Genomic DNA, 14,199 nt, shown 5'->3' on the forward strand with positions numbered 1-14,199 from the left:
AGAGTTTCTGTACCTTCAGCCAAGCAAATATATGTCCAATTCTAAATATTATGCCAAACTGGCATTCATTTGTTGTTTTTTATGTTGTAAAGCTGCTTTTACAAATCCTACAAAAAGGGGATGCGGATTGGCTACCGTACTTCGATATTCAGGGTGATATTGCACACCGATAAACCATGGATGTTCAGGAACCTCCACTACTTCTACAAGTCCGGTTTTTGAGTTTATTCCGGAAGAAATAAGGCCCGCACTTTCCAATTGTTCTTTATAGGCATTGTTATATTCGTAACGGTGACGGTGTCTTTCAGAGATTTCAGAAGCACCGTTATATACTTCCTGTACCAAACTACCCTCCAACAATTCACAATCCCAGGCCCCTAAGCGCATGGTGCCCCCTTTATTCACAATACTCTTTTGTTCTTCCATAAGGTTAATGACCGGGTCAGTAGTACCTCCATCCATTTCGGTAGAATTGGCATCGGTCAATTTCAACACATTACGGGCATATTCTATTACTGCCATTTGCATCCCTAGACAGATACCCAAAAACGGAATTCGGTTTTCACGGGCATATTGCACAGCCTTGACTTTACCTTCGATACCTCGCTCACCAAAGCCCGGCGCTACAAGAATACCATCTAGACCTTTCATTTTAGTTGTGAGATTCGTGTCGGATATATGTTCGGAATGTATGGATCTCACATTGACTCGAACTTCATTTACGGCACCTGCATGAATAAACGATTCCAATATCGATTTGTACGAATCTTGGAGTTCCACATATTTCCCCACTAAGCCTATGGTCACTTCGTGTTTCGGATTCTTATGTCGCTCTAGAAACTCTTTCCACTGTTCCAGGTCAGGTGCGGTTTCATCCGACAAGGCCAATTTCTTAAGCGTGACCGTATCCAAACCTTCATGCTGCATCAAAATAGGAACGTCGTAAATTGTGGAAGCATCAATAGACTGTATGACCGCTTCACGCTTAACATTACAGAATAAGGCCAATTTATCCTTTATTTCATCTGATATCTCATGTTCTGTTCGGCACACCAAAATATCGGCCTTTATTCCACTTTCCATCAAAGTCTTCACCGAATGTTGAGTAGGCTTTGTTTTTAATTCCCCGGCCGCGGAAAGATAAGGGACCAAGGTAAGATGAATGACAATACCATTATTATCACCCAATTCCCAAAGCAACTGCCGTACCGCTTCAATATAGGGTAACGACTCGATATCACCGACCGTACCACCAATTTCAGTAATGATGATATCATACTCACCACTTTTACCCAATACCTGAACGCGTTCTTTTATCTCGTTCGTGATATGAGGTACAACCTGTACTGTTTTACCCAAAAATTCACCTCGGCGTTCTTTTTCGATAACGCTTTGATAAATTCTACCGGTAGTAACATTATTGGCCTGCGATGTTCTTACATTTAAGAAACGCTCGTAATGGCCTAAATCAAGATCGGTTTCAGCTCCGTCATTGGTCACATAACATTCCCCGTGTTCGTACGGATTCAGTGTGCCCGGATCGACGTTGATATAGGGATCCAATTTTTGAATAGTGGTCTTATAACCCCTAGCCTGTAGTAGTTTGGCCAATGAGGCAGCAATGATTCCTTTCCCAAGAGATGAGGTAACTCCTCCCGTAACGAAAATGTATTTTGTATCTGGCATCTTAGTTTCCTTGTTACGGGGCTCAAAGATACAAATTGCAATAGGAAATTATAGGGAATCTTTCGGAAAATCTTTTTGAATTCTATATATCAAAGGCTCAAGACCATTAATCTTTATCTCCAGCATCGCCTCTAATAAATTTCCCAACTTACCTTGTGGAAAGCCTTTCTGCTTAAACCAAATCAAATAGGGTTCGGGAAGGTCTACCAAATAGCGGCCTTTAAATTTACCAAAAGGCATTCTATAATAAGCCAACTCAAGAAGCTTTCGTTTGTCCGGGGATATTTCCATTTGTGGGTTTAAAAATATATCTTTAATCCCGATTATTCATCATATCATGAAAAGAAGAACATTTATTGGAACATCGGCAGCAGCTTCAGTTGGCGTGCTAGCCTATAAAAATGGAAATGCAATGCCGAATGCCGAAAGCGACACCTACAAGCTAAAAAACAATATCAATCATAGTGTTTGCAGGTGGTGCTATAAAGACATTCCAATGGAAGATTTTCTGAAGAACCTAAATGAATTAGGCATTAAAGCCATGGATCTTACCGGACCTGAAGATTGGCCATTAATGAAAAAATATGGTATCCACTCCTCTATGTGTTGGGGTGCCGGTTTTGGGATTGAGAAAGGATGGAACGACCTTAGCTTGCATGAAGAACTTATTGCCGATTACACCCAAATGATACCGAAAGTAGCGGAAGCCGGTTTTACCAACCTGATATGCTTTAGCGGAAACCGTAATGGAATGGATGATGCAATAGGATTAAAAAACTGTGCCGAAGGACTGAAAAAAATAATGCCAGTTGCTGAAAAACATGGCGTTGTGGTTCAAATGGAACTACTGAACTCTAAAGTAAACCACCCCGACTATATGTGTGACAAGAGCGACTGGGGCGTTGAACTTTGCAAACAGATCGGATCTGAGAATTTTAAACTTCTATACGATATTTACCATATGCAGATTATGGAAGGGGATATTATTCGCAATATTCAAGACTTTAATCAATATTTTGGACATTACCATACCGGAGGCAACCCAGGGCGGCATGAAATAGATGAAACGCAAGAGCTATTTTACCCTGCAATCATGCAGGCTATCTTGAAAACAGGTTATAAAGGTTATGTTGCTCAAGAGTTTGTACCTTCATGGGATGACCAGATTGCAGCTTTAAAACAAGGGGTCACTATTTGTGACGTGTAAACTAGTAAGCAATCTTGATTCTTTATAGAAAAAATCTATAGAATTGGAAGCTTAGATCTTCTAAGTAATTCAAAGGAATTGCTTCTGGTACAATGGTCTGTGGCAAACTCGAATCCTTTCTGTTATCTGCCTTTTTTCAATTGGTCGATTTTCTTCTTCTACTCGTATTCTGCCCTATATTTAGTCTTCTTTTTATTCTCAGGTAATGAAAATGGCGGTTAACGACTATATTTTCCAAATAGAAGAAGATTCCCATGTAGGCCAAATTAAAGTTACTGTCGAAAATGGAATTGATTAATATCGAAAAAAAAGACATGGCCAAAACATAGCTTGCCCCGCCCACAAGACCACCAAGCAGGGGATATTTAAATACCTTGCTTTCCACTTTACTCTGCTTCGTAATTACCAAAAAGGAGAAAAACAGAAAAATAAGCAAGAGACTAACCACCAACCAGAATGAAATTTTAGGGTACCCTTTCTCCAAGGCTAAAAAAGCATTCAATAATATCAAATGTGAAGGTGTCTTTGCATCATAGACTGTTTTCTTGAGGTTATTATAATAATCACCGATAATGATAATTTTATCCTTTGTGAGCTCGGCGAGATGGGCATCATCAAACAATAAAATATCGCCGAGATCAATTGGTCGGACTATATCATCATTTTTTACTTCGTATTCAGGCGTAAAATCGTTGAATATTAGGGAGCCGTTCAATCGGCTAAAGAAAAACCCAGGATCTATCTTCTGGTCATATAAAGCTTCGTACATTATAAGCGGCATAGATTTTAAAACCGTATCGCCCGATTTCTCAAAAAGTCGATATTTGCTGAACGACCCCCCAGGCGTATAAATGGCATCCAAACCCAAATTAAGCCCTTTAAAGTCTAACAATACTTTATTAATATCCTCTCCTTGCGCCACAACCATGTTCTTAGCATTCTGCATCGACGAAAGCAAATCTCTGTCATAGTCAGAAGGCTGATCGAACAACACGTTACAAACGATATAGCGATAATTGCGAAAACGCTCAATACGTTCAAAGAATCGGGCCAGTTTTTCCCTGTCCAAAATAGCAACATTACCTCTTTGTATACCTTCGAAATCAGCACCTCCCCAAACGTTTTCATAATGTGGCACCAACATTCTATCATAGCTGGTATTGATAATCAAAAATTCCTTTTTATAGCCTTCAGGTGTCCCAGATATTGATATATTCTTAACCAAAGGCCCAAGAAAGAAAAGTTTGCTGTTTTCGCCCGGAAGAATATGACTCTTTTGAAGCACAAAAAACAACAGCAGAGCGCCCAAGGTATTGATTGCGCAAAATTTGATTTGTTTTCTGTTCATTGTAATTAATTCCTCCTGAAATCTGACAACTCAATATCAGACCCATAGCTCTCTTTTAGATACCCCATCAATTCAGCATCAATCTCCGATTCGGTTTTTCCTGTTGCTTCCAAAAGACCTTTGAGAAGCGTTAATTCATCTCTGACACTTTCAAAATCTGTAAAAACATAGGCCACACCCTTCATAATTTTGTCGGTACCCGAGGTAGCGTCATAAAAACCGATAGTACCATAAGACAGCATATCTGCACTGCCATCGCACCCTGCTTCCAAGATGTCATCGCCGATCAAAAGCATGCGCTCTTCATTTAATATGAGCTTTTTCCGCACTATATCTGCATCTTTTTTATATTTAAAAAAATAATAGGAATCGGCATCTTTTGGAACAAAAAAGACCTTCACTTTCTTGGGCCGCAGCAATTTTTTATTATCAACAAATAGGTATGAAAAGTTATTATCTGCCCCACGGGTAGACGTGTATTCTTTTTGCGATAGGATGCTCTTTTTTCCTACAGATCGTGAAGGATGGCACAAGAACATATACTCTTCTTGATCAATATTCCATAACCTGGCCATATCGTTCTTGGTGGAAAATTGAAAGCTATCTTTTGTAACAACCTTTAAGATATTCCCCCGCGAAACAGGTATGGAATCAGGACCATAGGTAATTTGCCCTCTAACCTGAAACACCTGAAATTCATCTGCTTGTGAAAAAAGCGGCTGCATAACAAGTAAGAGCAAACAAATGACAATCTTCATCAAATATAAAATTCAAGTTATTTTCAATTGTTTTGAGGAAAGGGATTTCTTCATTTTAAAATTAGGATTTACATATCGTAAGCCTTCCTCGAAATTCAACTAAAATGGAAAACTAAAATAAGATAATTATTGTAAGTTTAGTGAGTATTCTTTAACATCAGGCCAGAACAATGAAAGTATTTCTTTTTCTATTGACCACTTCCATACATTTCGGATTATTTTCAATCGACCATTCTTCCAAAGATTTCCAAGAAAACCTTCTTATAACCGCTTCGACCGAAATTCGAACGGCACAAACCCTTATTCAAGCCAAAAAATACGATGAGGCAATGACTTTGCTTGGTCAGATTAGAAAAAAGATTCAAGATTCCAAGCCACAAGAAACTTTTACGATGTTGACATTACAGGCAATTAGCTTGGAAAATTCTATCTATTTGGAGCAAAAGGAATACGACAAAGGCATATCTTTTTTAAAATCTTCGTTCAATACACTTTTACAATCATCTTACGAAAACGAAAATTTCCCAATTCTTATTTTTAGCCAAGCTACGGGGATGCTACAGGGCTATGAAAGAGCAAAACGATACGAAGATGTACTCGCCATATATCAGTTTTTTGAAGAAAAGGGTACTTTAACAGGCCCTATAAAAGACCTATATCAATATCAAATAGCAGCTCTTAATTCAAGTATTAAAAAAAGACAGGAAAAAGAAAACAGAAAGGCCAATACGGCCACTACTGAAAAGACTTCACCAACTAGAACCGAAAACAGTACCGAAAATAAAGCCCTTGCAGCTACACTGTCATTACAAGAAGCGGTAGATTCCAATACCTTTTCAAAAGAAGATATACTTCGTATGGCCGAATACTCCCAAGACGAAGATACAGACGCCGATATTGCCAAATTGTTGGCCCTGGCAGATTTAAAAGAAGAAATGGACACTAAAACCGACTTCACCAATAACGCGGCCCTTTTAGAAAAGCTACAACAAGTCGACCCCGATGGCGCGGATGAATTTAATGGGGAAATGAACCAAATCGCACAAAAAATAACAACCCTTTTGGGTATAGAAGACCTAAACGACCTCGATAATCTATCAATTGGCGATATGAACTTGAATTTTGAGGCTATTCAACAAATGGCAGCCGAATCTGACCTCGACATTTCGATGGATAGCATAAAATATGCATGGAACAACCTCAAAACAAACGACTCATTACTATACGATAAATTAAAGCGTACATCCCAGAAGAACCTGTCAGAAATGAACGATTCAAATACAACAGGTACATCAAGATTAATGGAAACCCATAATTTGTTCGGTGCAAACCTACGTTTGAAAGAATACGGTCTTGCCAAAAAAAATCTGGACGATTTTGCTTCCATTTACCAAAATCTACCTGAAATCGAAAGGGGAGACTATGACGAGAGTATCATCAACATCTCATACTGGAGCCTCTATTTTGCTCAAAAAAAGTATAGACAGGCATTACCCTATGCCGTTAATTTGACAGAAAACAATAAAGGTATTGCCCATACCAATAGTGAGTACACTGTGGCCCTTACCTATTTTCAAATGAAAGAATTTCAGAACGCCCAAAAATGGAGTGAAATAGCCATTACAAACCTAAAGGCGCAAGGCACAAAAAACAATAGCACCGATATACAACAAGCAAAAACCGTAAGAGCACAGTCACTCTTGGCACTTGAAAAGTACCAAGAGGCATTCAACAGTTTTGAATCACTCGAAATACAAACGCAAATAAACCCTAAGAGAGAACCTTCATTGCTAGACTTATATTTCTCTCCCCTTTCGGGGATGGCGCTTGCATGTGAAAAAATGGGGCAAAGTGAAAAAGCGGATAAATATATGTCGCAATACATCAATACGGTTACAGATGAAGTATTTGAAAGAAACATGAATTCGTTAGTTCGCCCGGAGGAAAATGAGGAAAAATATATTTCAGACAATATCTTCTATTTTTTAAGTGAACGGAAAAAAGAATCAGAAGAGGTCTTAGGGCTTGGATACAATACTGCATTACTGTTCAAAGAATTTCAATTGAACAGCGCCATGACCATGGCAGACAATTACCTCGACACCAATGATCGTGAATTAAAAAAGCTGTTCTATGACTACCTCGAGGTTAAAGAAAAATCGAAAGATTTGAATAGTAGCAGCAGACAAAAAGATTCATTGGCCGATTACGATCGGGCTTACGAAAAGATTTTGAAACAAAAGAATAAAGAGCAAATAGTTAAGTTATTTGACGTTTCAGACTTGAATTTTACACATGTCAAGTCCCAACTTAAAGTTAGGGAAGCTGCTTTGGAATTCGTTTCCTACTCCCCCTATGCCTTCTCTGAAAATTCAGAAGCTATATTCTATGGAGTTTTTATACTTATGCAAAACGATACCCATCCTGAATTCATACCTTTATTTCAAGATACCGACCTAAAATCATTTTTGGAACCCACAGATAATATGGGTAGTACGTTGGCACAAACAGAATACATCTACAAAACCAATGCCACCCAATTATACCAGCTTATTTGGAAGCCCCTTGAGCAACACCTAAAAAATATCAAGACCCTGTTCTACGCACCGACCGGCATATTGCATTCGTTGTGTTTCGATGCGCTTTCGAGCAGTAATGGTAGCTTCTTATCCGATCAGTATCGGCTTATCAGAGTCGGAAGCACAAAAAATATTGCAAAAACAAGGGCCTCTTACCAACCCTATAATAAGGTGGCCCTATTAGGTGGAATAGACTACGATTACAACCTTTCTTCAGAAACCTCAACACGTGGTGGAAAAGAACGTTCGGGCGAATTTACGGCACTAGCCGGCACAGCCGAAGAAATAAATCTGTTGAACGATTTGGTTAAATCACAAGGGCTCACCGCCATCATCAATTCTGAGCAAAATGCTACCGAAGAGCGACTTTATCATATCATTGAACAAGAACGACCCGATATTTTACATGTTGCCACACATGCTTTTTATGTTAAATCCGTTGAAGAGGATATGTTTACGGCTTCAGAAAATGTTGGGTATGGCATTATAAAAGAAAACCAAGACCCCATGAATCGTTCCGGTTTGGCCCTTGCAGGCGCAAACCGGTTTTGGAAATCTGGGAACAAAGTTTCTAATCAATTGGAAGACGGTATCGTAACCGCCAATGAAATGGCCAACTTGAACTTGAGAAATGTAAAATTGGTGACCTTGTCCGCTTGCGAAACCGCTTTGGGACGTTCGTCGTCCAATGAAGGGGTTTTTGGCCTACAACGCGGACTTAAAATGGCAGGTGCTGAAAATCTACTGCTTTCCCTTTGGAAAGTCGACGATATGGTCACTAAGGAATATATGACCGCCTTCTACTCGTATCTGTTACAAAAGAAACTATCAATGCAGGAGGCATATGCAAAAACAAGGGAAGATATTAAAAAAGCACATCCTGAGCCCTACTTTTGGGCCTCGTTCGTTTTGATTCAGTAACAACATTAGGGGAATAGTCGAACTATCTTACTTTAAAATTAGAATATAGTCGATTCAACAACCCGAAAATTAAAACAAGGGATCTAAATCGTCATCATCTTCCATATCATCCAAGTCATCTTCCTCCACCAAATCGTCCGGAACATCGTCATTATCATCCATAAAATCATCGATCAACATCCCTTTGAAGTCTAAAAAATTTGGAGCGGCCACAAATAACAATCCGAACCCTCCTAAAAAACGATACAACAGTGAGGCACGCCGCATTTTTTCTTCTGATGCCTTGATACGCGCTCTGATAAATTCTTCAAGTTCTGTGCGCATTGCCTCCGCTCCCTGATTCTCGACCATACCAGCTAGCCGTTTTTCCGTGACCGTATTTACGAACGATTCCAAAGAACCTTCCTTTAATTCTTCCAACAAACCCTCAAGTGCCGAAATATGTTCTTGAATCAATTCTATTTTTGATGGAACTTGTTCAAATACAATATCAAGTATCTTATCCGATTGTTCAACTAGTGAATAGTGAGCAACTATTTCCACCTTATTTTCCTTTTCAAATTTCAAGAAAGTACTGGGCTTCCCCTCAAAATAATAATTGGTAATAACGTTGAGCGTTTTAAGGGTTGGCTTGTGAACTTCTTTAATGGTCAATTGTGTTTGTTGCTTTAATTGTTCCCTTAAGTCAAATGCTCTTTGAATAGTGCGCTGATGGATGGTTTCCCTATCGAGGGTGCCTTCGGTTGCAATTTTCAAATAGATATTATCATCCTCCTTATAGACATCATCTTTTAGAACCTGATCCATGAGGTAAATAAATGCTGGAATATGTGCTCTAGAAAATTTCCATTTTGACATATCCAAAAATATGTAAAAATATACTGCTTTTAACCTGTAAAGACAAAAGGCATGACTTGACATGACTTGACATGTCAAATGTAACGGTGCATTTCGATGCAACTTGCGGTATGATTCAGAAACAAATATCACATTGGATCATACATGAGAGGCCTCTCATTTTTTAACGGAATTAATAACACTTAAATCCTAAGAAGATGAGACTCAAGTTTATCAAATTAGTAATCGCAGTTGTATTGTTAAATGTAATTTTCGTTTCATGTGAAAAGGTTGAAGAAGCAGTCATCTATGATGAGTTGGAGCTACTTTTACCCAAGGCACATGACGAGGATGCGGACACAGAAATGGAACCGAACATCTAGTTTCATACAACCCTGAACGTTCTAATAGCGTTCAGGGTTATTTTTAGTTCTTTTTTTAAGATGTTGTGCCTATCACATCGAAATTCTTCTATCTGTTTTAAGATTTCAATCTATAAGGCACCTTCCCTATTGGCATTTTTGTAACTCACATAGATTGAGATTAAATTTACCGTATTTCTCGCATCCAATTTTTGTGTGCAATTTTTTATATGGGTTTCTACCGTACGGATACTGATATAGAGTTTGTCCGCAATTTCTTTCTGGGTAAGCCCCTGCGCCAAAAGCTCTACAATTTCCTTTTCCCTTTTTGAAATTTCCATCCATCGCCCGATTTCGAGCATCGCCTTGATATTTTTGTCAGCATAAGTATTTCCTTCGGCCACGGTTTCGATAGCTTCCAAGGTCTCACCTACGCCCAGCTTCTTATCAAGATAGCCTTGCACCCCTATTTCTGAAAACAAGATTTCGTAACTGTCGATCTTAGCTTGCTGTGTAAGTACGATAATCTTTACCAATGGGTAATTTTCCTTAACTTTTCTAGCGATGGTAAATCCATCAAAATGGGTAGACTCAAAATTAAGGTCCAATATCAAAATATCTATGTCCGTTTCAGACAATCGTACTAAAGTCTCTTGGTAATCATGGGCTACGAAAACCGCCGATATCTTTTCTGGATACTGTAGCAGAAGTTGCTGTAGACCTTGCGAGAAAATGACCGAATCTTCGGCAATAAGAATTTTTAAAGGTTTGTCCATAGTTTTATACTAAATGGGGAAACTAAATTTCACCTCGGTTCCTCCGTTTACTTTTTGAATACTGCTATGCCCACCCAACAGCTCTGCTCTTTGTTTTATGTTCAATAATCCAATACCATTTTTGGCGCTATCGTCAAGCCCCATACCGTTATCTTTTATTCTAAACTGCAAAATCTTATTGCCGATGACCTCACAATCGATATCTAGTTGTGTAGCTTGGGCATGTTTGGCTACATTATGCAATACTTCAAGCAATATGCTATAGATGTGATTCTGAACCTCAAAATCCAAATCGTTCAAAACTGGGGGTAGCTCTTGCTCAAGTTGCACTTCAATCTTTCTATACAATTGGAATTCTGCCAGCTGCGATTTTATAATGGCGGTAAATGGACGCCCCTTAGCCATCATTTCTAAAGGAAACAACCTATGGGAGACCTTTCTTACTTGGTCATTGACTACTTCTATATCGGAAGCTATGTTCTCGGCTAGAACATTTTGATCTGAAGCCCGCGGCATGGCCAACACCTTTAATCGAAGCCCGTTAAAATTTGCAGCTACGATATCGTGAAGGTCCCTAGCTATTCTTTTTTTTATAGTTTCCTGACCTTGATATATAGCCTCCAATTTTTCTATTTTAAGCGCCTGTTCCTTTGCTTTTTGTTTCTGGGCATAAACGTAATAACTTATAGTCAGCAACAGCACCACAAGTCCTAAAAAGGCGAGCATCCAATTCTTATTAAGAAGATTCCCTCTTTGTTGCTCCAACAACAACAGATTATTTTGATTGGCAAGGGAAAGTTGAAGGTTTTCATTGACCTTTTTTTCATAGGCAAAACGAGATTGCATGGTCTGTATAATCTCCGTGCGTTCTAAATCGTAAACATTTTCAAAAAGTTCAGAATACCTTTTTTGATAATCGGAGGCCAATCTATAGGCTCCGACTCTCCGCTGATAGGTGACTTGATTCTTATAATAATCCAACAAAACCAATTGATTGGAAATATGGGGAAGAAAACTTGCAACCGAATCTAAATAGACCTTTGCCGATTTGAGATTACCCTGTATGAGCCTAAGATCGGCCATACCATTGTAACTATACATTACGGCTGCCGTGTCATTCTTTTTTTTCTTGTAATAAATTGATAATTCAAAATTTTCCCTAGCCAAATCGTTCCGCCCCTTTGATTTGTATAAGTTGGCAAGATTATATAGAATTTTACCATAGTTTACATTGTCGGACTCTAATAAATTGAGGGCCTGGGTGTAATAAACGATGGCAGAGTCTTGCTGTCCCAAATTTTTATAAACGATGGCCAGATTATTATAGTAGCTTGATTTTTCATCTTCTCCATTGTTTAAATTCCCCAATTCCAGAGCCTGTTTGTGGAAATCCAAGGCCTGATCATAGTTTTTCAAGTGGTTATGGATGTTTCCTATAGCACTAGAAACCTTGGCCAACTGTCGCGAGTCGTTCAAATCGGAAAAACCTGTATGTGCCAACAGCAATAATTCCAAGGCCTTATCATAAAGCTGGTTGTTCTTATAAACCGTACCGGCACTGAGGTAAGCATTATAGGTAGAGGCATCGTATTCCAAGTTTTGGTACAAGGCAATACTCTTTTCCAAATAAGGCAATATATTGCCTTGTTTCGGCAATTTTCTTTTTAATAGATAAAGATTATAGTAGGTATCGGCAGCTGTTTTAGTAGTACTATCAAGCTGCAGACTTTTCCTGTAACTTTCTTCGGCTCTTTCAAACTCCTTTTTAAGATAATGATAGACTCCGATTTTCTTATGTAAATCGGCTAGGGCCATTGTATCGTCAATAACAGCTGCCAAAGCCAATGCTTGTTGATAATTGTCAAAGGCCTGCTCTTTATGATTGTCCCTCAGCAAGCTGTCTCCTTGTTCCATTAGTACATCAATTTCCGATAACCCATCGGTTATTTGTGCATTAATGTTCAGGTTACATAGGAAAAAAATCAAAAAAACATGTATTTGCAATTTTCGCATTGAAAGGCTTTTGAGGTTTCTAAGGTAGAAAAATATTGGTGTCAAAAAATAAAGCCCCCCCAAATTACGGGAATACCCGTATTGACCCAAAAAAGGATAAGCCCTTATTTTACCGATAGAATGTTGAACCTAAATGAGCCAAAATGAAAACATTAAAAAACACACTACCCATTATCGTATTCTTGTGCTGCAGTCTCCTTATTGCTCAAAATACCGGTAGGAGCGAAACTGGAGATAAAGAACAGGAGAAAAAGACCATAAAGGAAGTCGATCAAATAAACAAAGCATCTGCAGAGATCAATGAAGTCTCGGAAAACACATCAGAAGCAGTCAAAAGTACTGTAGAGAACACCAAGGAAACAGCAAAGGCCATCGGTTCGCTTTTCGGTAGTGGAAACAAAGAAAAGAAAGACAAAGATACCCCAGATGTGGTAGTCATCATTCACAACGTCACTTATGATGATGATAATCTCAATGCACTCTATGAGAAAATCTCAAAAGCAAAAAACGTAAAAAAAGCATCAAAGAATTTCAGCGGAGAGACCGCGACAATAAATTTATCAAGTAAAGAAAACGCAGATGCCTTATGGCAAAGCGTTCCTAAACCGGTACGAAGTGCTTTTAAGATGATAACCATGGGTGAAAGCAGCATAACGGTACAACTTGCCGGAACTTCCTTTGAAGAAGAATAATGTTTCATCCAAAAAACAACAATTTAAAAACTCACTATGAGAAATAAAACATTGAAGCACTACCTATTTATGGTTGTTTTAATACTGGTGGTAAACATTGGTTGTACCCCCAACGGTATCGATACGCCATTCGACAACCTTGTTAAAGATGAAGTCAAGGATGACCAATTGGATAACGGAAATGATGGCGAAAATGAAGACGACAAGGGGGAGCAAGAAATCAACTCCTCTCTAACAGCCAAAGTCAACGGAAACGATTTTAAGACTACAACGGTGCTTCAACAATACATTGCAGGTGCCTCGGTAAGTGTAAATGAAAATTTCTACGGGATTGGGGTAATCGCCCTAGACGTAAAACTTGATATACGCAAACCAAGGTCTATATATTTATTCATGTATGGTGAAGATTTCAATGCATTAAAAGCTGGCACCTCTTTCACCACTGTAACCAATATTGTAATTCCTGAAAATGGTGGTGCCTTTGCGATTTATAGCGAGGATCCCGACACTAAGGTAGAAGACGATGAAATTTCTACAGAGATAGTGGAATCGATCAGCATAAAAATAACCGCTTTGGACAAAGTAAACTATTTAATTTCAGGTGAGTTCAGTTATACGGCTATCGACGAAGACACCAATAAAAAGTATATCATCACCGATGGTAAGTTTGAAGATATGAAATACGAAAATTGAACCAAAAAAATAAACCATATAAATTTGTTAACCAATAAGTTATGAGAAAATCTATTTTGATTGCGGCTGTTTTGTCCCTATTTGTTTTTACCGATTGCTCTAAAGCGAAAGAGGCCGTGGATACATTGAACAGCTTAGAGTGCTTAAGAAAAGTTCAGGAAATTAATGACAATGATGACCTCACCTGCTCCCAGACCATTGCGGAACTCGAAAAGCTGGAACGAAACTGCGGAGCTTTTGACCAAGAAACGCTAGAAAGCATTGCGCTGGCCAAATCAGTCTGTGAAGATTAAAATTCATCATTTTAAAACCAATTACACCCAAAGA

General features: G+C 38.6%; 13 protein-coding genes. 6 read left to right on the top strand and 7 right to left on the bottom strand.

Translation table 11 applies throughout. The features are described 5' to 3' along the window. Positions 1-48: 48 nt before the first annotated feature. Positions 49-1,686, bottom strand: a complete 1,638-nt coding sequence (locus tag BLS33_RS20715) for a CTP synthase (RefSeq protein WP_089894440.1) — start codon at positions 1,684-1,686, stop codon at positions 49-51. A gap of 48 nt (positions 1,687-1,734) precedes the next feature. Next, positions 1,735-1,977: a DUF3820 family protein gene (locus BLS33_RS20720; RefSeq protein ID WP_089894443.1), complete on the bottom strand. Its 243-nt coding sequence runs from the start codon at positions 1,975-1,977 to the stop codon at positions 1,735-1,737. Between the two features lie 46 nt (positions 1,978-2,023). On the opposite strand from BLS33_RS20720, the gene BLS33_RS20725 reads away from it, so the two are divergent. Beyond that, positions 2,024-2,893, top strand: coding sequence for a hydroxypyruvate isomerase family protein (locus BLS33_RS20725; protein ID WP_089894446.1), 870 nt, complete (start codon positions 2,024-2,026; stop codon positions 2,891-2,893). A 136-nt stretch (positions 2,894-3,029) separates the two neighbouring features. On the opposite strand, the gene BLS33_RS20730 is transcribed toward BLS33_RS20725, so the two are convergent. Both BLS33_RS20730 and BLS33_RS20735 read right to left on the bottom strand, forming a co-directional pair. Further along, a complete protein-coding gene (locus BLS33_RS20730) occupies positions 3,030-4,241 on the bottom strand; it encodes a CHASE2 domain-containing protein (protein WP_089894449.1) in 1,212 nt (403 codons plus the stop codon). A 5-nt stretch (positions 4,242-4,246) separates the two neighbouring features. Next, entirely contained in the window at positions 4,247-4,999 is a 753-nt protein-coding gene (locus BLS33_RS20735; protein WP_143017662.1) for a hypothetical protein, read from the bottom strand. 170 nt (positions 5,000-5,169) lie between these two features. Between BLS33_RS20735 and BLS33_RS20740 the strand changes: the two genes are divergently transcribed. Next, a complete protein-coding gene (locus BLS33_RS20740) occupies positions 5,170-8,499 on the top strand; it encodes a CHAT domain-containing protein (protein ID WP_089894455.1) in 3,330 nt (1,109 codons plus the stop codon). 69 nt (positions 8,500-8,568) lie between these two features. Here BLS33_RS20740 and BLS33_RS20745 read toward each other — a convergent pair whose 3' ends face one another. After that, positions 8,569-9,357 (bottom strand): hypothetical protein, encoded by a 789-nt coding sequence (locus BLS33_RS20745; protein ID WP_089894458.1) that lies wholly within the window; start codon positions 9,355-9,357, stop codon positions 8,569-8,571. A gap of 197 nt (positions 9,358-9,554) precedes the next feature. On the opposite strand from BLS33_RS20745, the gene BLS33_RS24960 reads away from it, so the two are divergent. After that, positions 9,555-9,719 carry a hypothetical protein gene (locus tag BLS33_RS24960; RefSeq protein ID WP_176801474.1) on the top strand — a complete coding sequence of 55 codons (165 nt, stop codon included), beginning with the start codon at positions 9,555-9,557 and terminating at the stop codon, positions 9,717-9,719. 110 nt (positions 9,720-9,829) lie between these two features. On the opposite strand, the gene BLS33_RS20750 is transcribed toward BLS33_RS24960, so the two are convergent. Both BLS33_RS20750 and BLS33_RS20755 read right to left on the bottom strand, forming a co-directional pair. Continuing rightward, positions 9,830-10,474 (bottom strand): LuxR C-terminal-related transcriptional regulator, encoded by a 645-nt coding sequence (locus tag BLS33_RS20750; RefSeq protein ID WP_089894460.1) that lies wholly within the window; start codon positions 10,472-10,474, stop codon positions 9,830-9,832. A gap of 9 nt (positions 10,475-10,483) precedes the next feature. Next, complete coding sequence (locus tag BLS33_RS20755; RefSeq protein ID WP_089894464.1) at positions 10,484-12,487, bottom strand: tetratricopeptide repeat-containing sensor histidine kinase; 2,004 nt, start codon at positions 12,485-12,487, stop codon at positions 10,484-10,486. Between the two features lie 143 nt (positions 12,488-12,630). On the opposite strand from BLS33_RS20755, the gene BLS33_RS20760 reads away from it, so the two are divergent. The 3 genes from BLS33_RS20760 to BLS33_RS20770 are packed head-to-tail and all read left to right on the top strand — an operon-like array spanning position 12,631 to position 14,165. Next, positions 12,631-13,179 carry a hypothetical protein gene (locus BLS33_RS20760; RefSeq protein ID WP_089894468.1) on the top strand — a complete coding sequence of 183 codons (549 nt, stop codon included), beginning with the start codon at positions 12,631-12,633 and terminating at the stop codon, positions 13,177-13,179. 36 nt (positions 13,180-13,215) lie between these two features. Then, positions 13,216-13,872 carry a hypothetical protein gene (locus BLS33_RS20765; RefSeq protein WP_089894472.1) on the top strand — a complete coding sequence of 219 codons (657 nt, stop codon included), beginning with the start codon at positions 13,216-13,218 and terminating at the stop codon, positions 13,870-13,872. 41 nt (positions 13,873-13,913) lie between these two features. Further along, positions 13,914-14,165, top strand: a complete 252-nt coding sequence (locus tag BLS33_RS20770; protein WP_089894475.1) for a hypothetical protein — start codon at positions 13,914-13,916, stop codon at positions 14,163-14,165. Positions 14,166-14,199 lie beyond the last annotated feature (34 nt).

The sequence above is a fragment of the Kriegella aquimaris genome, assembly GCF_900103215.1.
Classification (GTDB): domain Bacteria; phylum Bacteroidota; class Bacteroidia; order Flavobacteriales; family Flavobacteriaceae; genus Kriegella; species Kriegella aquimaris.